Origin of the sequence: Pseudomonas onubensis (assembly GCF_965653655.1) — a bacterium.
Classification (GTDB): Bacteria; Pseudomonadota; Gammaproteobacteria; order Pseudomonadales; family Pseudomonadaceae; genus Aquipseudomonas.
In genome coordinates, this window is record NZ_CBFHAZ010000067.1 from 1 (window position 1) to 21,742 (window position 21,742).

The 21,742-nt window shown below is 59.6% G+C and carries 17 protein-coding genes and 1 pseudogene; 13 read left to right on the plus strand and 5 right to left on the minus strand.

Annotation, left to right across the window (positions count from 1 at the left end; genetic code table 11):
• The first annotated feature begins 511 nt into the window (after positions 1–511).
• Entirely contained in the window at positions 512–1,654 is a 1,143-nt protein-coding gene (pdxB, locus tag ACTD9P_RS19990; protein ID WP_438869054.1) for a 4-phosphoerythronate dehydrogenase PdxB, read from the plus strand.
• Between the two features lie 54 nt (positions 1,655–1,708).
• Here the strand turns inward: pdxB and ACTD9P_RS19995 are convergent, their stop codons facing one another.
• Positions 1,709–1,882: a PA1571 family protein gene (locus ACTD9P_RS19995; protein ID WP_219267990.1), complete on the minus strand. Its 174-nt coding sequence runs from the start codon at positions 1,880–1,882 to the stop codon at positions 1,709–1,711.
• A gap of 247 nt (positions 1,883–2,129) precedes the next feature.
• Between ACTD9P_RS19995 and ACTD9P_RS20000 the strand changes: the two genes are divergently transcribed.
• Together ACTD9P_RS20000 and ACTD9P_RS20005 are read left to right on the plus strand one after the other, a co-directional pair.
• On the plus strand, positions 2,130–3,905 hold the full coding sequence (locus ACTD9P_RS20000; RefSeq protein ID WP_438869055.1) for an ABC transporter transmembrane domain-containing protein: 1,776 nt from the start codon (positions 2,130–2,132) through the stop codon (positions 3,903–3,905).
• Between the two features lie 62 nt (positions 3,906–3,967).
• Positions 3,968–4,732, plus strand: a pseudogene (locus tag ACTD9P_RS20005) (Fic family protein); the annotation flags it as partial.
• 88 nt (positions 4,733–4,820) lie between these two features.
• Here ACTD9P_RS20005 and ACTD9P_RS20010 read toward each other — a convergent pair.
• Complete coding sequence (locus ACTD9P_RS20010) at positions 4,821–6,749, minus strand: transglycosylase SLT domain-containing protein (protein ID WP_438869057.1); 1,929 nt, start codon at positions 6,747–6,749, stop codon at positions 4,821–4,823.
• 213 nt (positions 6,750–6,962) lie between these two features.
• Between ACTD9P_RS20010 and ACTD9P_RS20015 the strand changes: the two genes are divergently transcribed.
• Positions 6,963–8,885 carry an ATP-binding cassette domain-containing protein gene (locus ACTD9P_RS20015; protein WP_438869058.1) on the plus strand — a complete coding sequence of 641 codons (1,923 nt, stop codon included), beginning with the start codon at positions 6,963–6,965 and terminating at the stop codon, positions 8,883–8,885.
• Between the two features lie 183 nt (positions 8,886–9,068).
• Here the strand turns inward: ACTD9P_RS20015 and ACTD9P_RS20020 are convergent, their stop codons facing one another.
• Positions 9,069–9,521 (minus strand): universal stress protein, encoded by a 453-nt coding sequence (locus ACTD9P_RS20020; RefSeq protein ID WP_438869059.1) that lies wholly within the window; start codon positions 9,519–9,521, stop codon positions 9,069–9,071.
• Between the two features lie 105 nt (positions 9,522–9,626).
• Between ACTD9P_RS20020 and ACTD9P_RS20025 the strand changes: the two genes are divergently transcribed.
• The 7 genes from ACTD9P_RS20025 to ACTD9P_RS20055 all read left to right on the plus strand — a co-directional run bounded on the left by ACTD9P_RS20025 (position 9,627) and on the right by ACTD9P_RS20055 (position 18,191).
• Positions 9,627–10,064, plus strand: a complete 438-nt coding sequence (locus tag ACTD9P_RS20025; RefSeq protein WP_438869060.1) for a hypothetical protein — start codon at positions 9,627–9,629, stop codon at positions 10,062–10,064.
• A gap of 496 nt (positions 10,065–10,560) precedes the next feature.
• Positions 10,561–12,708, plus strand: coding sequence for a fatty acid oxidation complex subunit alpha FadB (fadB, locus tag ACTD9P_RS20030; protein WP_438869061.1), 2,148 nt, complete (start codon positions 10,561–10,563; stop codon positions 12,706–12,708).
• Between the two features lie 29 nt (positions 12,709–12,737).
• Positions 12,738–13,913 carry an acetyl-CoA C-acyltransferase FadA gene (fadA, locus tag ACTD9P_RS20035; RefSeq protein ID WP_017137418.1) on the plus strand — a complete coding sequence of 392 codons (1,176 nt, stop codon included), beginning with the start codon at positions 12,738–12,740 and terminating at the stop codon, positions 13,911–13,913.
• A 98-nt stretch (positions 13,914–14,011) separates the two neighbouring features.
• On the plus strand, positions 14,012–14,248 hold the full coding sequence (locus ACTD9P_RS20040; RefSeq protein WP_438869062.1) for a DUF1653 domain-containing protein: 237 nt from the start codon (positions 14,012–14,014) through the stop codon (positions 14,246–14,248).
• A gap of 114 nt (positions 14,249–14,362) precedes the next feature.
• Positions 14,363–16,984, plus strand: a complete 2,622-nt coding sequence (gene topA / locus ACTD9P_RS20045; RefSeq protein ID WP_200430534.1) for a type I DNA topoisomerase — start codon at positions 14,363–14,365, stop codon at positions 16,982–16,984.
• Positions 16,985–17,175: 191 nt separating this feature from the next.
• Positions 17,176–17,697: a DUF6586 family protein gene (locus tag ACTD9P_RS20050; RefSeq protein ID WP_438869063.1), complete on the plus strand. Its 522-nt coding sequence runs from the start codon at positions 17,176–17,178 to the stop codon at positions 17,695–17,697.
• 260 nt (positions 17,698–17,957) lie between these two features.
• The gene (locus ACTD9P_RS20055; protein ID WP_053255041.1) at positions 17,958–18,191 is read left to right on the plus strand and encodes a hypothetical protein; all 234 of its coding nucleotides are present in this window, start codon (positions 17,958–17,960) and stop codon (positions 18,189–18,191) included.
• A gap of 255 nt (positions 18,192–18,446) precedes the next feature.
• Here the strand turns inward: ACTD9P_RS20055 and sulA are convergent, their stop codons facing one another.
• Together sulA and lexA are read right to left on the minus strand one after the other, a co-directional pair.
• Positions 18,447–18,920 carry an SOS-induced cell division inhibitor SulA gene (sulA, locus tag ACTD9P_RS20060; RefSeq protein WP_065929180.1) on the minus strand — a complete coding sequence of 158 codons (474 nt, stop codon included), beginning with the start codon at positions 18,918–18,920 and terminating at the stop codon, positions 18,447–18,449.
• Positions 18,921–18,930: 10 nt separating this feature from the next.
• Positions 18,931–19,539 (minus strand): transcriptional repressor LexA, encoded by a 609-nt coding sequence (lexA, locus tag ACTD9P_RS20065; RefSeq protein ID WP_017137423.1) that lies wholly within the window; start codon positions 19,537–19,539, stop codon positions 18,931–18,933.
• A 263-nt stretch (positions 19,540–19,802) separates the two neighbouring features.
• On the opposite strand from lexA, the gene psrA reads away from it, so the two are divergent.
• The gene (gene psrA, locus ACTD9P_RS20070; protein WP_058419618.1) at positions 19,803–20,510 is read left to right on the plus strand and encodes a transcriptional regulator PsrA; all 708 of its coding nucleotides are present in this window, start codon (positions 19,803–19,805) and stop codon (positions 20,508–20,510) included.
• 134 nt (positions 20,511–20,644) lie between these two features.
• A complete protein-coding gene (gene nagZ / locus ACTD9P_RS20075; RefSeq protein WP_438869064.1) occupies positions 20,645–21,655 on the plus strand; it encodes a beta-N-acetylhexosaminidase in 1,011 nt (336 codons plus the stop codon).
• Positions 21,656–21,742 lie beyond the last annotated feature (87 nt).

Here is a 21,742-nt window from a genome sequence, read left to right on the forward strand (position 1 = left end):
CGCGAATGCGGTGGGTCAGTGACAAATGAATTGACTGACACACCGCATTCGCGAGCAAGCCCGCTCCCACAATTAGACGGTGTTGCATCAGGTAGATAGGCTTTGGATTTGCACTTGATCTGGCTTTTGCTTCAACCACTCAGGTCGGCTTTCAGGCCGCCGTGCTGTAGATTTTGATCTTGATCTGCTTTTGATCTGAGACGCCCCGTTAACCACGATGGCCGGAGTGAGGGCACACCGAGCCAGAGCGAGGTGCCAAGTGGTGGGGCGAAGACTTTTTGGTTACTTTTGTGTCTTTACAAAAGTGACCCGCCGTCAGGGCGGAACCCTAAGTAGCCGTGACCGCAGCAACGGATATACACACCGACAAACCGCCATCGCAGGCAACCCAGCTCCCACACAAGCCAGCCCCCACACAAGCCTACTACCACACAAGCACTGCCCCCCTGGCATCTGCGGTGTTACACAGATCGCATCCCTGTACACTGCGAATCCGCGAAAGGAGCCTGCCATGTTGATTGTTGCCGACGAAAATATTCCGCTGCTCGATGCCTTCTTCGAAGGGTTTGGCGAGATTCGCCGCGTACCCGGGCGTTCCATCGACCGCGCCACGGTCGAGCAGGCCGATGTGCTGCTGGTGCGCTCGGTCACCAACGTCAACCGTGCCTTGTTGGAGGGCACTAAAGTGCGCTTTGTGGGCACCTGCACCATTGGCACCGATCACCTGGACCTGGATTACTTCAAGCAGGCCGGGATCACTTGGTCCAGCGCCCCTGGCTGCAATGCCCGAGGCGTGGTGGACTACGTGCTGGGCAGTTTGCAGACACTGGCCGAAATCGAAGGCGTCGACCTCAGTCAACGCACTTATGGCGTCGTCGGTGCCGGTGAAGTAGGCGGGCGCCTGGTCAAGGTGCTTAAAGGACTGGGCTGGAACGTGCTGGTGTGCGACCCGCCGCGCCAGATCGCTGAAGACGGCGATTACGTGAGCCTGGCGCAGATTATCGAGCAGTGCGACGTGATCAGCTTGCACACGCCGCTGACCAAATCCGGTAATGGCTCCACTTGGCACCTGTTTGATCGTGAACGCCTTGGCCGCCTCAAGCCCGGCACCTGGCTGATCAACGCCAGTCGCGGCCCTGTCGTCGATAATGCGGCCCTGCGCGAAGTGCTGCTGGAGCGCGAAGACCTGCAAGCAGTGCTGGACGTGTGGGAAGGCGAGCCCGAAGTGGACGTCGACCTGGCCGACCTGTGCGTGCTGGCTACACCGCATATCGCCGGCTATAGCCTCGACGGCAAACAGCGTGGTACCGCGCAGATCTACCAGGCTTTGTGTGCCCATATGGGCCAGGAACCCAGCATCCAATTGAGTGATTTGTTGCCGCAGCCATGGCTGGCCGAGGTGCATTTGAATGCATCGACAGAACCGGCCTGGGCGCTGGCGACCTTGTGCCGCAGTGTGTATGACCCGCGCCGCGATGATGCGGACTTTCGCCGCAGCCTCGTAGGCACCGTGCAGGAACAACGCAAGGCGTTCGACCTGCTGCGCAAGCATTACCCGGAACGTCGCGAGATAGATGGCTTGAAGGTGCGGATCAATGGCGAGTCGGCAGTGTTGTCAAATATCGTCACTGCATTGGGCGCAGTGACGGTTTAGTCGCCGCATAAAAAACCCGGCCGTAGCGGCCGGGTCTGAAAGAGCGTTGGCGCTTCAGCCTTGCTGGGCAGGTTTGACCAGTCGCTGTTCCAGCTCGCTGCAGGCTTGCTGGATCATCTCTTCGGTAATCTGCACTTCGCGGCCCTTGGCATCGATATACGAGCACGGCAACTGCTGCGGCTGGCGAATTACTTCAATCTTGGCATTGCTGCTATTTTGCAAGGTCATAGCCTGTCTCCTCATCAGGTTGTGTACCTACTTGGCTTCTTACTCTAAGCCGCCCGCGTGACCGATCTATTACAACTCCTTACACGATCACCGGTTCGAACGCCCAGTCCAGCAGAAACCGATACAAATTTCCACCCGGGCGTTAGACCGATAGCCTCTAGGGATCAACATCGGCGGGCATAATTAACCTGACGCATTGTTATTTACCTAAGTTCCCCCAATGTTGGTGTACAGGTTCCTTATCGGTATGCCCTCCATGTTCTCAGTCCGTCAACGCCGTGCGATTCGTCTGGCCAGCCGCTTTGTTGCGCCCTATCGTTGGCAGGCGCTGGGCGCCTTGTTGGCGCTGATTGTCACGGCCGGCATCACCTTGTCCATGGGGCAAGGCATTCGCCTGCTGGTGGACCAGGGCTTCATGACCCAGTCGCCGCATCTGCTCAACCAGTCGATCGGCTTGTTCATGATTTTGGTACTGGGCCTGGCCGTGGGCACGTTTTCACGGTTTTACCTGGTGTCGTGGATTGGTGAGAGGGTGGTGGCAGACATCCGTCGCCAAGTGTTCAACCACCTGATTTACCTGCATCCCGGTTTTTACGAGAACAACCGCAGTTCCGAAATCCAGTCACGGCTGACCACCGATACCACCTTGCTGCAATCGGTGATCGGCTCGTCGCTGTCGCTGTTCCTGCGCAACGCCTTGATGGTGATCGGCGGCATCGTGTTGTTGTTTGTCACCAACCCCAAACTCACCAGCATCGTGGTGGTGGCGCTGCCGTTGGTGCTGGCGCCAATCCTGATCTTCGGTCGCCGCGTGCGCAACCTGTCGCGGCTGAGCCAGGACCGTATTGCCGATGTGGGCAGTTACGTGTCGGAGACGCTTGGCCAGATCAAGACCGTGCAGGCCTACAACCACCAGGTGCAGGACGAACAGCGCTTCGCCGTCACCGTCGAAGAGGCATTTGCCACGGCGCGTAAACGCATCGCACAGCGCGCCTGGCTGATTACCCTGGTGATCATGCTGGTGCTCGGCGCCGTGGGCGTGATGTTGTGGGTGGGCGGCATGGATGTGATCAATGGGCGCATCTCCGGCGGCGAGCTGGCCGCGTTTGTGTTTTACAGCCTGATCGTCGGCAGCGCCGTCGGCACCCTCAGCGAAGTGCTGGGTGAACTGCAACGCGCCGCCGGGGCGGCTGAGCGGATTGGCGAGCTGTTGCAATCGAGCAACGATATCCAGGCCCCCAAAGAGGGCACTGTGCAGTTGCCGGAACGGGTCAGCGGCCGTATGGAGCTGCAAGACCTGCGCTTTTCCTACCCGTCGCGGCCGGACAGCTACGCCATCGACGGCTTGAGCCTGACCATCAACCCGGGCGAAACCCTGGCGTTGGTCGGCCCGTCCGGCGCCGGCAAATCGACGATCTTTGATTTGCTGCTGCGCTTCTACGACCCGCAGCAAGGCCGCATCCTGCTTGAAGGCCACCCGCTGACCGAACTCGAGCCGATGGACCTGCGCCGTCATTTCGCGCTGGTGTCCCAGAGCCCGGCGCTGTTTTTCGGCAGCGTTGAAGAAAACATCCGTTACGGCAACCCGTCCGCCACGCGCGAACAGGTCGAAGCCGCGGCACGCATCGCCCACGCCCACGACTTCATCCTGCAAATGCCCGACGGCTACCAGACCCATCTGGGCGACGGCGGCATGGGCCTGTCCGGCGGCCAACGCCAGCGCCTGGCCATCGCCCGTGCGTTGCTGGTGGACGCGCCGATCCTGCTGCTGGACGAAGCCACCAGCGCCCTTGATGCGCAGAGTGAACACTTGATCCAGCAAGCCTTGCCGCAACTGATGCAAGGCCGCACCACGCTGGTGATTGCGCATCGTTTGGCCACGGTAAAGAACGCCGACCGCATTGCAGTGATGGACCAGGGCAAGCTGGTGGCGGTGGGCACGCATCAACAGTTGATCGCGAGCAACCCGCTGTATGCGCGGTTGGCGGCGTTGCAATTCAGTGATGGATTGGACGTGGAATGAAGCTGCGGTGCGCCTGTTCCTAAGGCATCATGTGGACTTTCGTTATTGACCTGGATGAGGACATGAGCCGTTATCAACCGCCGTTGACGCTGACTACAAAGATGCTGGCGCTGGTAGCCGATATCAGTGAGCAGATTGGTCAACTTTCAGTCGGTGACGACAATCGTCAGACACCTCAGCTAAGACGTGGCAATCGAATCCGCACAATCCAGGCTTCGTTGGCTATCGAGAACAATACGCTCAGCGTCGAGCAGGTGAGCGCTGTGTTAGAGGGCAAGCGAGTGCTGGGCTTGCCCCGAGAGATCCAGGAAGTGCGTAATGCATTTGCTGCCTACGAAGCGATGCCGCAGTGGACTGGGAGTGATCGTGCTGACTTGCTCAAAGCGCACGAACTGCTGATGTTTGGTTTGATCGATGATGCCGGGCGGTTTCGTGAGGCGGGTGTCGGTATCTATCGAGGTGAACAGTTAGTCCATATGGCCCCGCCTGCCAGCCGGGTGACGCATCTGGTGGACGACTTGCTGCAATGGCTGTCGGCTTCGGACTGGCACCCGCTCATCGCGAGTTGCGTGTTCCATTACGAGTTTGAGTTTATTCATCCATTTGCCGACGGTAATGGGCGAATGGGGCGGCTGTGGCAGACGTTGATCCTTAGCCAATGGCGGCCCGTACTGGCTTATCTGCCGGTGGAGGCGGTAATACGCGAGCAGCAAGATGCCTATTACGCCGCGCTGTCAGCAGCTGACCAGCAGGCAGAAGCGACACCCTTTGTGGAGTTTATGCTGCAGGCCTTGAGCCTGGCCTTGGCCGAGGCTGCACAAAGCGAACTCCCAAACGCCCCATAAAAAATGCCCGCATTTTTCAATGCGGGCATTTTACTTACCGCTTCAAGCTTGTCGCTTGAAGCTGTCTCTCTTACTGATCATCAAAATACCGCTCATGCCAATCCACCAGCGGCTGCGGTGAATTGAGCTTCTGACCGTAGATCACCGAATAAGACAGCACGTTCTGCACATACTGGCGGGTTTCGTCGAACGGGATGCTTTCCACCCATACGTCGAAACTCAGGTGATCGGCACCACGCAGCCACTGGCGTACACGGCCGGGGCCGGCGTTGTAGGCGGCGGAGGCGAGCACGCGGTTGCCGTTGAACTGGCTGTGTACCTGGCTCAGGTAGGCGGCGCCGAGCTGGATGTTTTTGTCCGGGTCCAGCACCTGGGCCGGGGAGGCCAGTGGGATGCTGAATTTGCGTGCGGTCTCTTTGGCGGTGCCGGGCATCAGTTGCATCAGGCCACTGGCGCCGACGCCGGAGCGGGCGTCGTCCATAAAGGCGCTTTCCTGGCGGGTAATGGCAAATACCCAGCTGGAATGCAGGCCACGCACCTTGGCTTCGCGCACCAGTGTGTCGCGGTGAGCCATCGGGAAACGAATATCCAGGTCGTCCCAGTATTGCGCCTGGCTGATGGTGCGGATCGCCGGGAAGTACCACTTCATGTCGTAGGCCAGCTTGGCCTGGGCCACCATTTCATCGCGGTTGAAGTGGCGGCTCACGTGGTACCACTCGCGGCGGCCATCGACAATCTGGCCGCGTGCGTAGAACTCCATGGCGCGGCGCACACCAGGCGTGTTACGCACCTTGTTGATCAACGCCTGGCTCATCACCAGTGGTTTGTTTTTCAACTGGTACGGCGCTTTGGAGCGATCAGCGGCGAGGAAGCCGTAGAAATCACGCTCCTGCGCGAGGTTTTTGTACAGCACCAGTGGCTGCGGGTTTTTTGGCTCGGCCAGCTCCAGGCTGCGCGCTTGCCAGTAACGCCAGCGGTTGGTGGTGGCCAGGTCTTGTGGGAGTTTGCGGGTCAACTGGTAGGCATCTTCCCAGCGCGCCAGGCGCAACAGCAGGCGCAGGCGCCATTCGGAGACGGTGTTGTCACGCAGCTCGGGGTCATACTTGGTCATCACATCCAGGGCGCGCGGGTCGTAGCGACGGGCTAGGGTCAGGCCGATTTCGCGGGCGATCGACACTTTTTCGTCACGGGAGAAGTGCATGCTGCTGGCATAGCCGTCGAGCAGGGCCATGGCCTTGTCCGGGTCCTGGCGGGCCAGGCGGCGCAGACCGAGGCCAACGGCATCGGACATGGCCTCGTTGGCCGGCAGGAAGCGCGACGGGTCGCTGAGCATGTCGGGCTTTTGCGCCACGTCGACCATCAGGCGGCCTTGGGCGCCGAGGGTTGGCAGGGTTTTCACCAGGCTGTTGGCCAGCGCGTAGTTGCGGGCTTCGGCGGCGAGCTTGGTGCGGTCCCAGATTTTCTGTTCGGTGAGTTGGCCATCGGCGGCCCACTGGCCAAAGGTGGCATCACAGGCGGCCGGCTGGGATTTGCCGGTCATCCAGAGTTTTTCGCTGGTCTTGTAGCCTTCGGCTTTGAGGTTGTGGGTCAACTGGTACTGGCCGTGCAGGCAGTCCAGTTCGACGAAATTGAGCTTGGCGTCGTAGTACTTTTCGAAGGTTTGCCAGTCACCACGGTCGGCCAGCCAGCGCAACCAACGCAGTTTCATCCAGTTGGCCTGGGGCAGGTCGCCGTTTTTGGCGAGGAATTGTTCGATTTCCTCGTTGCTCGCGGTTTTCAGGCGCGCGGTCAGCTCGTCGTAGGCCAGGTACGGCGTGAGCGGGTAGTCGGCCAGGGCCTGGCTGTATTGCATGTAAGGGCCGCTGTCGCCTTTGGCGAGGGCGCGTTTGGCTTCATCGTAATATTGACGTTGGGTGGTGAGGTCCACGGCCTGGGCGGATTGAACGGCGGTGGCGGAAAGAAGCAGACAAGATAAAAAGTTGAAAAGGCGACTGCGCATGAGACGTCCGTGCAGAGAAATCACGACTAGCACCGGCACCGCCGACACTGATTGCCCCTAGCTTAGCCTTTTGCCAGCGGCTGGTGAAAGCTTTGCCGGCCGGCTGGCAGAAGTTGACTGTAAATGTCCTACAGAACGTGTCTGTGGCAAAAATGCCGGCCGCATCCCACCCTCAAGTCAGGTAGAATGCGCGCCCAGTTTTTGGAGAAGCGTATGACCCTGCTCAAATTCAGCGATGTGTCCCTTGCTTTCGGCGCTATGCCGTTGTTGGACAAGGTGTCCTGGCAGATCGCCCGTGGTGAGCGGGTGTGCATCATCGGCCGCAACGGCACCGGCAAGTCCAGCATGATGAAGCTGGTAAAAGGCGACCAGAAGCCCGATGACGGCTCTGTGTGGCGCGCGCCAGGCCTCAAGATCGGCGAATTGCCCCAGGAATTGCCGGTGGCCGACGGACGGACAGTGTTCGACGTGGTTGCCGAAGGCCTGGACGGCGTTGGCGAGTTGCTCGCGCAGTACCATCACCTGGCGCAGAACTGCGTCACCGAAGCCGATCTGGACAAGCTCATGCATGTTCAGCAAGACCTCGAAGCCCGTGACGGCTGGCGTTTGCAGCAACTGGTCGACAGCACCCTGAGCCGCCTGCAACTGCCGGCCGACAAGACCCTCGCCGAGTTGTCCGGTGGCTGGCGCCGTCGCGTGCTGCTGGCCCAGGCGCTGGTGTCCGAGCCGGACCTGCTGCTGCTCGACGAACCCACCAACCACCTGGACATCGGCGCCATCGCCTGGCTCGAAGAAGCCCTCAAGGATTTCCAGGGCGCCGTGCTGTTCATCACGCACGACCGTTCTTTCCTGCAAAACCTGGCCACGCGCATCCTCGAACTGGACCGTGGCGGCCTGATCGACTGGAACGGCGACTACGCCAGCTTCCTGGTACACAAAGAAGCCTCGCTGGCCGCTGAAGAAACCGCCAACGCGCTGTTCGACAAGAAGCTGGCCCAGGAAGAAGTCTGGATCCGCCAGGGCATCAAGGCCCGTCGCACCCGTAACGAAGGCCGTGTACGTGCCCTCAAGGCCCTGCGTGTTGAACGCAGTGAGCGCCGCGAGCGCACCGGCAAGGCCAATATCCAGTTGGACACTGCCGACAAGTCGGGCAAGCAGGTGATGGTGCTGGAGAACGTCAGCTTCCACCACCCGGATGGCCCGTTCCTGATCAAGGACTTCTCGATGGTCCTGCAGCGCGGCGACCGTATCGGCCTGCTGGGCGCCAACGGCACCGGCAAGACCACCTTGCTAAAGCTGATGCTCAATGGCCTGCAACCGACCAGCGGCACCGTGGAAGAAGGCACGCGCATCGACGTGGCTTACTTCGACCAGTTGCGCCACCAGTTGGACCTGGAAAAGACCGTGATCGACAACGTTGCCGAAGGCCGCGACTTTATCGACATCGACGGCCAGAGCCGCCACGTGTTGAGCTACCTGGGCGACTTCCTGTTCAGCCCGCAGCGTGCGCGTACGCCGGTCAAAGCCTTGTCCGGTGGTGAGCGCGCGCGCCTGCTGCTGGCCAAACTGTTCAGCAAGCCGTCCAACCTGCTGGTACTCGACGAACCGACCAACGACCTCGACGTGGAAACCCTCGAGCTGCTGGAAGAGGTTTTGCTGACCTTCAACGGCACCGTGCTGATGGTCAGCCACGACCGGGCATTCCTCGACAACGTGGTGACCAGCACCCTGGTTTTCGAAGGTGAAGGCAAGGTGCGTGAATACGTCGGCGGCTATCAGGACTGGATCCGCCAGGGCGGCTCGCCGCGCCTGTTGGGCGTGACCGAGAGCAAGTCCGGCAAGGCCGACCTGACCTCGGCCGTCGTGGCGCCTGTGGCCGCTGCTGCTGCACCGGTTGCGGACGCTGCGCCGGCGGCCAAGAAGAAGCTCAGCTACAAGCTGCAGCGCGAGCTGGAAGCCTTGCCGGGTGATATCGACGCCAAGGAACAGCAGATCGCTGCGGTAGAGGCAGACATGGCTGACGCAGGTTTCTACCTGCGCCCGGCAGCGGAAACCGCCAAGGTGATTGCTTCCCTGGAAAAGCTGAACCAGGAGCTGGAAGTGCTGATGGAGCGTTGGGCTGAGCTGGATGCCTGATTGATTCAATGGCAATAAAAAGCCCGGCGCTCGTTTTTATGAGCGCCGGGCTTTTTTATATGAAATGCGATTCAAATGTGGGAGCGGGCTTGCTCGCGAAAGCGGTGTATCAGGCGCCAGATGCATCAACTGACAGACTGCTTTCGCGAGCAAGCCCGCTCCCACATTGGATCTTCGTCGGCCTTATTTGTCTTTTACCAGCTTGACCGCCAGCACATCACACGGCGCACCGTGCAGCACGTCATTGGCGGTAGAGCCCAGCAACAACGCCAGGCCATGACGACCATGGCTGCCGACCACGATCAGGTCGCAGTTCTGCTCTTTGGCCAGATGATGGATTTCCTGGCGCGGCTGGCCGTAAGTGAGGTGGGAGTTTTCCTTGGTCACTTCCGGGTATTTTTGGATCAAGCGCTCCAGGCGCTCTTTGGCCTGATCAAATTGCTGTTGCTGCAACTGGGAAAGGTCCATGGGCACGTCGCCACCAAAGGCCATGGCCATAGGCTCGACGATATGCACGAGTGACAGCTTGGCGCCGTTGGCGATTGCTGAAGCCTGCGCACGCTTGATAACCGGGTCGCACTCTTCGGTCAGATCGACAGCGACCAGGATATGTTTGTAGGAATGTTCGTTGGGCATGGCGCGTTCCTCCAGGGGACTGCAATAAGTTCAGTATGGCTGGTTTCAAGCGGATGGGGTTGCGTCAGCTCAAACCCGCTCATCTAGAAATTCGGGAGTACACATATGACGGTCTGGATAGTGGTGTCAATCCTTCTGGTGGTTCTTAGCCCCCTGGCCTGGCTGCGCCCGTCGCGCCATCAGAGCGGGCGCATGGCCCTGCGTATGGAGGCGCGCCGCATCGGTTTGGCCATGCAACTGGCGCCGCAGGAGTGGCCGCACTGGTTTGCGCAAGAGCCTCCGAGCCCCTGCGCGCAGTACTGCAGGCCGCGGCGGGGCAGCACGCCGGCGCTGTGGAGTTATTGGCAAATGTCGCCGGGCGTGTGGGTCAATCAGTGGCGTGAAGTGTGTGAGGATGAAAAGTTGTTGCCGCATTTTGCGACGCTGCCGGCCAACGTCTACAAGGTCGAGGCCGACAAGCAAATGATCGCCTTGTATTGGGGCGAGAAGGGCGAAGCGAGCGTGCTGAAGGACATCGATACGCTGCTCAGGGCCCTGGCATGACGCCATAGCGTTAAAAGCCAGGCATTAAAAAGCCCGACATCATCATCGGGCTGGAGTTGGCCAGGCAGGCCGGTAATTCTATGTTGCTCGCGCCGGGTGTTCACCCAGGTGCTTTGCGGTTGTGGCTAGCCTAGCGGCATATCCGATTCTGTACAGCCTTTTCCCACATCTTTTTTATTATTGATTCTGTGAATATTTGAATATTGACGGGGCGCAGGCGCAGGCGTGGGGTTCTGAACTGACTGGAAAGTCGCGCTTTTACTGGCCTTTCGAGCGATTGACAATTGGCTTGAATTGGATGAAGGTGACGTACCCAAATCAAACGGGCGTATGAATTGAGCGTTTGTCTGTCAGACGGCTCATACAGAACCCCGACTAGCGCATTGGCGGGTGTGCCTGGCGGATTGGCATGAGCATTGAGGCAACTCTCAATGTCCAACCAATAGGCCAGCGTCCAATGTGTACTGTTCAGCTTCCATATCGTGGAGATCAGTTGATGATTTACGAAGGTAAAGCCATCACGGTTAAGGCTCTTGAAAGTGGCATCGTCGAACTGAAATTCGACCTCAAGGGTGAGTCCGTCAACAAGTTCAACCGTCTAACCCTGAACGAACTGCGTCAGGCCGTAGACACCATCAAAGCAGATGCTTCGGTCAAGGGCGTGATCGTCTCCAGCGGCAAGGACGTGTTTATCGTCGGCGCTGACATCACCGAATTCGTCGACAACTTCAAGCTGCCCGATGCAGAGCTTGTGGCCGGCAACCTCGAAGCCAACAAGATTTTCAGCGATTTCGAAGACCTCAACGTGCCAACCGTTGCTGCCATTAATGGCATCGCGTTGGGCGGCGGCCTGGAAATGTGCCTGGCCGCGGACTTCCGCGTTATGTCGGCCACCGCCAAAATCGGCCTGCCTGAAGTCAAACTGGGCATCTACCCAGGGTTTGGTGGCACTGTGCGTCTGCCGCGCCTGATCGGTGCTGACAACGCGATCGAGTGGATCGCCGCCGGTAAAGAAAACCGTGCCGAAGACGCGCTGAAAGTCGGCGCCGTCGACGCAGTGGTTGCCCCGGACAAACTGGCTGAAGCCGCACTGAACCTGATCAAAGGCGCCATCAGCGGCGAATTTGACTACAAGGCCAAGCGTCAGCCGAAGCTGGAAAAACTCAAGCTCAACGCCATCGAACAAATGATGTCGTTCGAAACCGCCAAAGGTTTCGTGGCAGGCCAGGCCGGCCCGAACTACCCGGCGCCGGTTGAAGCGATCAAGACCATCCAGAAAGCCGCGAACTTCGCTCGCGACAAAGCCCTGGAAGTGGAAGCGGCCGGTTTCGTCAAACTGGCGAAAACCTCGGCAGCACAAAGCTTGATCGGCCTGTTCCTGAACGATCAGGAACTGAAGAAAAAGGCCAAGGCCTACGACGAAATCGCCAAAGACGTGAAACAGGCTGCCGTACTCGGCGCCGGTATCATGGGCGGCGGTATCGCCTATCAGTCGGCGTCCAAAGGCACGCCGATCCTGATGAAAGACATCAACGAGCACGGCATCGAGCAAGGCCTGGCAGAAGCCGCCAAGCTGCTGGTGGGCCGCGTTGATAAAGGTCGCATGACCGCCGCGAAGATGGCTGAAGTGCTTAACGGCATTCGTCCTACGCTGTCCTACGGCGATTTCGGCCACGTCGACCTGGTGGTCGAAGCGGTAGTCGAAAACCCGAAGGTCAAGCAAGCCGTACTGGCTGAAGTGGAAGCCCAGGTTAAAGACGACACTATCCTGGCCTCGAACACCTCGACTATTTCCATCTCGCTGCTGGCCAAGGCCCTCAAGCGTCCGGAAAACTTCGTCGGCATGCACTTCTTCAACCCGGTACACATGATGCCGCTGGTGGAAGTGATCCGTGGCGAGAAGTCCAGCGAGCTGGCGGTTGCCACCACCGTTGCCTACGCCAAGAAAATGGGCAAAAACCCGATCGTGGTCAATGACTGCCCGGGCTTCCTGGTTAACCGTGTGCTGTTCCCGTACTTCGGCGGTTTCGCCAAGCTGGTCAGCGCCGGTGTCGACTTTGTGCGCATCGATAAAGTGATGGAAAAATTCGGCTGGCCAATGGGCCCGGCGTACCTGATGGACGTGGTCGGCATCGACACTGGCCATCACGGTCGTGACGTAATGGCTGAAGGCTTCCCGGACCGCATGAAAGACGACCGCCGCTCGGCGATCGACGCGCTCTACGAGGCCAAGCGCCTGGGCCAGAAGAACGGCAAAGGCTTCTATGCCTACGAGGCTGACAAGAAGGGCAAGCAGAAGAAAGTGGCCGACCCATCGGTTCACGAAGTACTCGCGCCCGTCATCTACGAACAGCGTGAGGTGTCCGACGAGGACATCATCAACTGGATGATGATTGCCCTGTGCCTGGAAACCGTGCGTTGCCTGGAAGATGGCATCGTTGAAACCGCCGCCGAAGCCGATATGGGCCTGGTGTACGGTATTGGTTTCCCTCCATTCCGTGGTGGTGCGCTGCGTTACATCGACTCGATCGGTGTGGCTGAGTTCGTTGCCCTGGCTGACAAATACGCTGATCTGGGCCCGCTGTACCACCCGACCGCGAAGCTGCGTGAAATGGCCAAAAATGGCCAGAGCTTCTTCGGTTAAGCGCCCAGACGAATAGAGCGAGAATATTTATGAGCTTGAATCCAAGAGACGTGGTGATTGTCGACTTCGGTCGCACGCCAATGGGCCGCTCCAAGGGCGGCATGCACCGCAACACCCGCGCCGAAGACATGTCGGCGCACCTGATCAGCAAGTTGCTGGAGCGTAACGTCAAGGTCGACCCTAACGAAGTCGAAGACGTGATCTGGGGCTGCGTCAACCAGACCCTGGAGCAGGGCTGGAACATCGCGCGCATGGCGTCGTTGATGACCCAGATCCCGCACACGGCAGCTGGCCAGACGGTCAGCCGCCTGTGTGGCTCGTCGATGAGCGCGCTGCACACCGCAGCACAAGCGATCATGACCGGCAACGGTGATGTGTTCGTGGTCGGCGGCGTGGAGCACATGGGCCACGTCAGCATGATGCACGGCGTCGACCCTAACCCGCACATGTCGCTGTACGCGGCAAAAGCCTCGGGCATGATGGGCCTTACCGCAGAAATGCTCGGCAAAATGCACGGCATTACCCGCGAAGCCCAGGACGCGTTCGGCGTGCGTTCCCACCAGTTGGCCCACAAGGCGACCGTGGAAGGCAAGTTCAAGGATGAAATCATCCCGATGAACGGTTACGACGAGAACGGCTTCCTCAAACTGTTCGACTACGACGAAACCATTCGTCCGGACACCACCCTGGAAAGCCTGGCGGCCTTGAAACCCGCCTTCAATCCAAAGGGCGGCACCGTGACTGCCGGTACTTCGTCGCAAATCACCGACGGTGCTTCGTGCATGATCGTGATGTCGGCGCAGCGTGCCCAGGACCTGGGCATTCAGCCGATGGCGGTGATCCGTTCGATGGCAGTGGCAGGTGTGGACCCGGCAATCATGGGCTATGGTCCAGTACCGGCCACACAAAAAGCCTTGAAGCGCGCGGGCCTGACCATCTCCGATATCGACTTCTTCGAGCTCAACGAAGCTTTCGCCGCACAGGCCCTGCCAGTGCTGAAAGATTTGAAAGTACTCGACAAGATGAACGAGAAGGTTAACCTGCACGGCGGCGCGATTGCCCTGGGCCACCCATTCGGTTGCTCCGGTGCACGTATCTCCGGCACTTTGCTTAACGTGATGAAGCAAAATGGCGGCAACCTTGGGGTTGCAACCATGTGCATTGGTCTCGGCCAAGGCATTTCCACCGTCTTCGAACGTATCTAAACGTTTCGCTGACGGAAGCCGGGGCCCAGTGCCCCGGTTTTTGTTTTTTGGAATTTTTTAATATTTTTTTTCAACAAATTTTGCACGAGGGCCAGAGCATGAAAGTCGAACCAGGGCTCTACCAACATTATAAGGGCCCGCAGTACCGTGTTTTTAATGTGGCGCGGCACTCCGAGACCGAAGAAGAAGTGGTGTTTTACCAAGCACTGTATGGCCATTACGGCTTTTGGGTGCGCCCATTGAGCATGTTCCTGGAGAGCGTCGAAGTTGACGGCGAGCAGGTCCCGCGCTTTGCTTTGGTGCAGGTCGAACCCAGTCTTTTTTCAGAGCAATAACGGCAGGCCGCGCAGAATGCTGCGCTTGACCTCACCTTGTTGCCACTATATATAGCGTTGCCGCGACAGGCGCCAACTGCCTTTCACTTCTCGAATTCAGGAATTTTCCGATCCATGGGCAAATCGCTGGTCATTGTGGAATCCCCGGCTAAGGCCAAGACCATCAACAAGTACTTGGGCAACGAGTACGTGGTGAAGTCGAGTATCGGCCATATCCGAGACCTGCCCACCAGCGGTTCGGCTAGCGCCAGCAAGGAGCCTGCCGCCAAGCGCGGCAAGGCAGCTGCGGGCGAAGGTCCGGTGCTCAGCCCTAAAGAGAAAGCGCGCAAGCAGCTGGTCTCACGCATGGGTGTGGACCCGGAACATGGCTGGAAGGCCAAGTACGAAATCCTTCCAGGCAAGGAAAAGGTCATCGAAGAGCTGCGCCGGCTCGCCAAAGATGCCGACACCATCTATCTCGCGACGGACTTGGACCGCGAAGGGGAAGCCATTGCCTGGCACCTGCGCGAAGCCATCGGCGGTGATGACAGCCGCTACAAGCGTGTGGTGTTCAACGAAATCACCAAGAAAGCCATCCAGGAAGCCTTCTCCAAGCCGGGTGAGCTGGATATCGACCGAGTCAACGCCCAGCAGGCGCGTCGTTTCCTCGACCGCGTAGTGGGTTACATGGTCTCGCCACTGCTGTGGGCGAAGATCGCCCGTGGCCTGTCTGCCGGCCGTGTGCAATCGGTAGCGGTCAAGCTGGTGGTGGAGCGTGAGCGCGAGATCCGAGCGTTCAACCCCGAAGAATACTGGGAAGTCCACGCCGACCTGGGCACTGCCAAGGGCAACAACGTGCGCTTTGAAGTGGCCCGCGAGAAAGGCGAGGCCTTCAAACCGCTCAACGAAGCCCAGGCCATGGCCGCGCTGGAGAAGCTCAAGGCTTCCAGCTACAGCATCGTCAAGCGTGAAGACAAACCGACCAGCAGCAAGCCGTCGGCGCCGTTTATCACCTCCACCCTGCAACAGGCCGCCAGTAACCGCCTGGGCTTCGGTGTGAAGAAAACCATGATGATGGCCCAGCGTCTGTACGAAGCCGGCTACATCACGTATATGCGTACCGACTCCACCAACCTGTCGCAAGACGCGGTGGCGATGGCGCGTACTTATATTGAAAGCGAGTTCGGCAAGAAGTATCTGCCGGAGTCGCCGAACGTCTACAGCAGCAAAGAAGGCGCACAGGAGGCTCACGAAGCGATTCGTCCTTCCGACGCCAACACCGAGCCAAGCAAGCTGACTGGCATGGAGCGTGACGCTGAGCGCCTCTACGAGCTGATCTGGCGCCAGTTCCTGGCTTGCCAGATGCTGCCGGCGCAATACCTGTCCACCACCGTCAGCGTGGGCGCAGGCGACTTCGAGCTGCGTGCCAAGGGCCGTATCCTCAAGTTCGACGGCTATACCCGCGTGATGCCGCAAATCGCCAAGCCAGGCGATGACGACGTGCTGCCGGACATGGCCCAGGGCGACACGTTGAAGCTGATCAAGCTTGACCCGTCCCAGCATTTCACCAAGCCGCCGGCGCGTTACTCCGAAGCCAGCCTGGTAAAAGAGATGGAAAAACGCGGTATCGGTCGTCCTTCGACCTATGCGGCAATCATCTCGACCATCCAGGACCGTGGCTACGTAGCGCTGCACAACCGCCGTTTCTACTCGGAAAAGATGGGCGACATCGTCACCGAGCGCTTGTCCGAGAGTTTCTCCAACCTCATGGACTACGGCTTTACCGCCGGCATGGAAGAGAACCTCGATGACGTGGCCCAGGGCGAGCGCGACTGGAAAAACGTGCTGGATGAGTTCTACGGCGACTTCAAAAAGAAACTCGAAGTAGCCGAAAGCCCTGATAGCGGCATGCGCGCCAACCAGCCGGTGATGACTGACATCCCGTGCCTGACGTGCGGCCGTCCGATGCAGATTCGTACCGCATCCACCGGTGTGTTCCTCGGTTGCTCGGGCTACAGCCTGCCGCCGAAAGAGCGTTGCAAGGCCACCGTTAACCTGGTGCCGGGTGATGAGATTGCCGCCGACGACGAGGGTGAATCCGAGTCGCTGGTACTGCGTGGCAAGCACCGTTGCCCGATCTGCAGCACAGCGATGGACGCCTACCTGCTCGACGAAAAGCACAAGCTGCACATCTGCGGTAACAACCCGGATTGCAACGGCTACGAGATCGAAGAGGGCACCTACCGCATCAAGGGCTACGAAGGTCCGAGCCTGGAGTGCGACAAGTGCGGCAGCGAGATGCAGCTCAAGACCGGCCGTTTCGGCAAGTTCTTCGGCTGCACCAACCCGACCTGCAAGAACACCCGCAAACTGCTGAAAAGCGGCGACGCGGCGCCGCCGAAGATGGACCCGGTGAAGATGCCGGAACTCAAGTGCGAGAAGGTCAACGACACCTACATCCTGCGTGACGGCGCTTCGGGCCTGTTCCTGGCGGCCAGCCAGTTCCCGAAAAACCGCGAGACCCGTGCACCTTTGGTGATGGAGATCGTGCCGCACAAGGACGAGATCGATCCGAAGTACCACTTCCTGTGTGAAGCGCCGAAGAAGGATCCCGACGGTCGCCCGTCCGTGATTCGCTACAGCCGCAAAACCAAGGAGCAGTACGTGCAGACCGAAGTGGACGGCAAGCCTACCGGCTGGAAAGCGTTCTACGACGGCGGCAAGTGGAAGGTCGAGGACAAGCGCCAGGGCGCTTGATTGGCTGATCTTTCAGAGGTCCAGGGGCGGGCTTGCTGTGGCGAGGGAGCTTGCTCCCGCTGGACTGCGCAGCAGGCCCCGGCTTTCGGGGGCGCTGCGCAGTGGAGCGCCAGCCCGGCCCAGCGGGAGCAAGCTCCCTCGCCACAATGTTCAGCCAGCATCACGCTTATTTCGTTGTGGAGACCGCCGTTATGGCCAACGAACTCTATACCCGTACCAATCAGAAAATTTACTTCGCGGGTTTGTCCCTGGAAGCCCTTGGCCGCGCCGAGGAAGGGAAGGAGATGAATGCCATCGCGCTGGTCCAGGCCGGGCGTGAGGCGGCGTTGTTCCACCTCTATGGCGCTTTGCTGGGCCTGTGCCATGAAATTGCTGGGTTCTACCGCTTGCCCCAGGCAGGCGCACCACGCGCAGAAATGATCATGAACCGCGAAGTGCTGGACAGCATGGCGATTCCTGAATTGGCCGAACTGGTGGAAATGGCGCAGAGCCCCGACAGTTGGGTTGCGCGATTGCTCAAAGCGCATGCGGATATGTTCCAGCCGCCGCGTGTTCCCCATGTGCCCAAGGGCGATGTGACACAGCCGCTGATCGTGGCCGTTGCGCTGGAAGCGGATGAGCCCAAGCCCTTGAGCCGCGAAGAGCTGGAAAGCTGGCGTCAGGAACTGAAGAAGATGGCGCTCAGGTTTCGTGAAGGCTTGAACGAGTGTTGAGGCGCTACTGCTGATACACGCGAATCAAAACTGTGGCAGCGGGCTTGCTCGCGAATGCGGTGGGTCTGTAATGAATTCTTTACTGAAACTCCGCATTCGCGAGCAAGCCCGCTCCCACATTTGAACCCAGTTAGATAGAAAGTGCGGCGCAGGCCTCAATAAGCACCATTCATCAAGCCGTCAAGAAACCTGTTCAGATCCCCTGCGAGGCTGGGTGGATGACTGATATAATCCCGGCCTTTCGTGGAGAACAGACTTATATGCCAACGTCCTTTCTGGAAATTGTTGAACTGCCTGACGGCCGAATCGAGCTGCGCCGGGCTGAGGACGAGGGTTCTCTGGTTATTTTGGATTTTTCCGAGGACGCCAAAGCGTTCCTGCAAGGCCAGCATGTGGAAGTGGCGAAAGCCATGTTGAGCGTGGGTGTGCAGATGGCTGGTCGCCTGGCTGAAGGCGAACCGGAGAAGGACGATGGGCCGCGGGTGCTTCACTGAGTAACAGTGTGAATAGTTCTGGGAAGCACTCTGGCGAGCGGGCTTCTGTGGCGAGGGAGCTTGCTCCCGCTGGGCTGCGAAGCGGCCCTGAATAGATCTAATGCGCGGTGTATCAGGTATTCCACGGTGCCTGGTTTTGGGGCTGCTGCGCAGCCCAGCGCGAGCAAGCTCGCTCGCCACAACAAGCCCGCTCGCCACAACAAGCTCACCTGCCATAACAAGCCCTTCCAAAGGGCTGGCCTGCATCAGACCCCATTACCCCAATCGAATATTCAAACTCTGCGCATCGCCCGTGCGCGCGGCGCTGATCAGCTGTTGCTTGGCGGCCGCATTCAGCGGGTTCAACCAGCTCACCACCGTATGGCTACGCCCCAGGCGCAAGGCTTCGCATGTCAGTTGCTGAGCGCTTTGCGCGCCGCGTGGTTGCAGCAGCAGGATGCGCTCACGGTTGAGGCCTGCGTCCCGCAGCCAGGCCTGGGTCAGGCTGGCAGGCGGGGCGATCAGCGTCAGCCAGCGCGCGTCCTGCTCTTCGCTCAATTCGCGAAGGATCGGCGCCAGCAGGCTCAGGCAGCTCCCGGCAGCACCGCGCAACGACAGTTCACTGAACGCCTCAGGTTCGGAGCCCCAAGGGGCCTCGACCGTTTCCTTGAGGATGGGCGCAAGGGGTTGGGCCATAAAGGCCTCGAACAGCGACAGTTGTGTGTGTTGCGGGGTGTGCACGAGCTGCATGGTGCCTCCTTTAGCGGCGAATGACGCCGACGCTCAAGCCTTCGATCACCAGGTCCTGATCTTTCAGGTTCACTTCAATCGGGGCGAACTCAGGGTTCTCGGCCATAAGCCAGACCTTGCTGCCTTCGCGCTTGAAGCGTTTGACGGTGACTTCATCGCCGATACGTGCGACGACGATCTGGCCATTACGGGCTTCGCGGGTGGTGTGGACGGCCAGCAAATCACCGTCGAAAATGCCCACGTCCTTCATGCTCATGCCGTGTACGCGCAACAGGTAGTCGGCACGCGGATGGAAGAAGGTCGGGTTGATGTTGCAGGATTCTTCGACGTGCTGCTGCGCCAGGATCGGCGCACCGGCGGCGACGCGGCCGATGATCGGCAGGGTCGATTCGTCGGCCTTGGCTTCAAAACCAGGGATGCGAATACCGCGTGAAGCACCCGGGGTCATCTCGATCGCGCCTTTGCGGGCGAGGGCCTTAAGGTGTTCTTCGGCGGCGTTGGGGGACTTGAACCCCAGTTCCAGCGCAATTTCCGCTCGCGTCGGCGGGTAGCCGTTGTCGTCGAGGCAGCGCTTGATAAAAGCCAGAATCTCAGCTTGGCGTGGCGTCAGTTTTAGCATGTTGATCGCTCTGTCTTTTTATACAGTGACTGGGATTATATACAGTGAACTGCGCTTGGCAATCATCCTTTTTTGGCACTCCGCTGGACGGTCATCTGTCACCCTTCCTACAAGGCATAGACAGCGCTGCCTACAGAGCGGTATGGATGTGATTAAATAGGCATGAAATAGATGACTGCCCGGCCGGAAAGCGGCCTTCCAGGCTTGACAAGACACACCCTGAAACGTATGTTTCAAACAAGTGTTTGTCAGGCGGAGTAGCCATGGCCCAGTCGGAAACCGTTGAACGCATTCTCGATGCTGCCGAGCAATTGTTCGCGGAAAAAGGATTTGCTGAAACTTCATTGCGGCTGATCACCAGCAAGGCTGGGGTTAACCTCGCCGCCGTGAACTATCATTTCGGCTCGAAAAAAGCCCTGATCCAGGCGGTGTTCTCGCGCTTTTTGGGGCCGTTCTGCGCCAGCCTCGACCGTGAGCTGGAGCGTCGCCAGACCAAGCCCGAAAACAAGCCAAGCCTGGAAGACCTGCTGGAAATCCTGGTTGAGCAAGCGCTGGTGGTTCAACCGCGCAGCGGCAATGACCTGTCGATCTTCATGCGCCTGTTAGGGCTGGCCTTCAGTCAGAGCCAGGGCCACTTGCGCCGTTACCTGGAAGATATGTACGGCAAGGTGTTCCGCCGCTATATGCTGCTGGTCAACGAAGCCGCCCCGCGTATTCCGCCGATCGAACTGTTCTGGCGTGTGCACTTCATGCTTGGCGCCGCCGCGTTCAGCATGTCCGGCATCAAAGCCTTGCGCGCAATTGCCGAGACCGATTTCGGCGTCAACACCTCTATCGAACAAGTGATGCGCCTGATGGTGCCGTTCCTTGCCGCCGGCATGCGCGCCGAAACCGGCGTGACCGACCCGGCCATGGCCGCCGCGCAACTGCGCCCGCGCAGCAAGTCCACGCCGGCCGTCGCCAAGGCGTGATTGCCCCAGGTGTGCGCGGCGGCTAAGCTAGCCGCCATGCCGATTTCAGCTATTTACTCGCAACCCGTTGTGCTCGCTGCGCTTATTGCGTCAGGTGAGGGCAACGGGTTGTGTGCGTTATTTAAGGAAGGTTTATGACTGCTGCCCTGCAAGGTTCGTTAATGGTCGATGTGGCCGGTACTTGGCTGACGGCCGAGGATCGCCAGTTGTTGCGCCAGCCTGAAGTGGGCGGGTTGATCATTTTTGCGCGCAATATCGAGCACCCTCGACAGGTGCGCGAATTGAGCGCGGCGATTCGCGCGGTGCGCCCCGACCTGCTGCTGGCGGTCGATCAGGAAGGCGGTCGTGTGCAACGCCTGCGCCAAGGCTTTGTACGCCTGCCGGCCATGCGTCTGCTGGCGGACAAGTCGAATGCCGAATACCTGGCCGAGCAGTGCGGCTGGATCATGGCCACCGAAGTGCTGGCGGTCGGCCTCGACCTTAGCTTCGCCCCGGTGCTGGACCTCGACTATCAGCGCAGCGCCGTGGTCGGCACCCGTTCCTTCGAGGGCGACCCGGAGCGCGCTGCTGTGCTCGCGGGTGCATTCATTCGCGGTATGAACAGCGCCGGCATGGCCGCCACCGGCAAACACTTCCCGGGCCACGGCTGGGCCGAGGCGGATTCCCACGTCGCGATTCCCAATGATGAGCGCAGCCTGGAGCAGATTCGCGCAAATGACCTGGTGCCTTTCGCACGCCTGAGCAAGCAATTGGCGGCGGTGATGCCGGCGCACGTTATTTATCCGCAAGTGGACGCCCAGCCCGCCGGTTTCTCGCGTCGCTGGTTGCAGGACATTTTGCGCGGCGAGCTGCAATTTGACGGGGTGATTTTCAGCGATGACCTGTCCATGGCCGGTGCTCATGTGGTCGGCGATGCGGCCAGTCGAATTGAAGCGGCGTTGACGGCCGGTTGCGACATGGGCTTGGTGTGCAATGACCGGGCGGCTGCGGAGTTGGCACTGACTGCGGCGCAGCGGATGAAGGTTACGCCATCGGCGCGGATTGCGCGGATGCGCGGGCGGGCGATTGCTTCGACGGAGTACAAGCAGGATCCGCGTTGGTTGGCGGCTATTGAGGCGCTTCGAGCTGCTCAGTTGATTGAGTGATAAAGGGCGTTTAGTTAACGCCCAGCGTGTCGGAAGTATCAGCGTCCAATGGCAGCTCTTTCGTACTTGTAGGCAGGAAGAATCTGC

Bases quoted from the DNA above. Each gene is read 5' to 3' on its own strand.
- ACTD9P_RS20010 (WP_438869057.1), bottom strand. From the start codon at position 6,749: ATGCGCAGTCGCCTTTTCAACTTTTTATCTTGTCTGCTTCTTTCCGCC.
- ACTD9P_RS20055 (WP_053255041.1), top strand. From the start codon at position 17,958: ATGCCAACGTCCTTTCTGGAAATTGTTGAACTGCCTGACGGCCGAATC.
- psrA (WP_058419618.1), top strand. From the start codon at position 19,803: ATGGCCCAGTCGGAAACCGTTGAACGCATTCTCGATGCTGCCGAGCAA.
- fadB (WP_438869061.1), top strand. From the start codon at position 10,561: ATGATTTACGAAGGTAAAGCCATCACGGTTAAGGCTCTTGAAAGTGGC.
- sulA (WP_065929180.1), bottom strand. From the start codon at position 18,920: ATGCAGCTCGTGCACACCCCGCAACACACACAACTGTCGCTGTTCGAG.
- ACTD9P_RS20040 (WP_438869062.1), top strand. From the start codon at position 14,012: ATGAAAGTCGAACCAGGGCTCTACCAACATTATAAGGGCCCGCAGTAC.
- ACTD9P_RS19995 (WP_219267990.1), bottom strand. From the start codon at position 1,882: ATGACCTTGCAAAATAGCAGCAATGCCAAGATTGAAGTAATTCGCCAG.
- topA (WP_200430534.1), top strand. From the start codon at position 14,363: ATGGGCAAATCGCTGGTCATTGTGGAATCCCCGGCTAAGGCCAAGACC.
- ACTD9P_RS20025 (WP_438869060.1), top strand. From the start codon at position 9,627: ATGACGGTCTGGATAGTGGTGTCAATCCTTCTGGTGGTTCTTAGCCCC.
- ACTD9P_RS20015 (WP_438869058.1), top strand. From the start codon at position 6,963: ATGACCCTGCTCAAATTCAGCGATGTGTCCCTTGCTTTCGGCGCTATG.
- nagZ (WP_438869064.1), top strand. From the start codon at position 20,645: ATGACTGCTGCCCTGCAAGGTTCGTTAATGGTCGATGTGGCCGGTACT.
- ACTD9P_RS20020 (WP_438869059.1), bottom strand. From the start codon at position 9,521: ATGCCCAACGAACATTCCTACAAACATATCCTGGTCGCTGTCGATCTG.
- lexA (WP_017137423.1), bottom strand. From the start codon at position 19,539: ATGCTAAAACTGACGCCACGCCAAGCTGAGATTCTGGCTTTTATCAAG.
- pdxB (WP_438869054.1), top strand. From the start codon at position 512: ATGTTGATTGTTGCCGACGAAAATATTCCGCTGCTCGATGCCTTCTTC.
- fadA (WP_017137418.1), top strand. From the start codon at position 12,738: ATGAGCTTGAATCCAAGAGACGTGGTGATTGTCGACTTCGGTCGCACG.
- ACTD9P_RS20000 (WP_438869055.1), top strand. From the start codon at position 2,130: ATGCCCTCCATGTTCTCAGTCCGTCAACGCCGTGCGATTCGTCTGGCC.
- ACTD9P_RS20050 (WP_438869063.1), top strand. From the start codon at position 17,176: ATGGCCAACGAACTCTATACCCGTACCAATCAGAAAATTTACTTCGCG.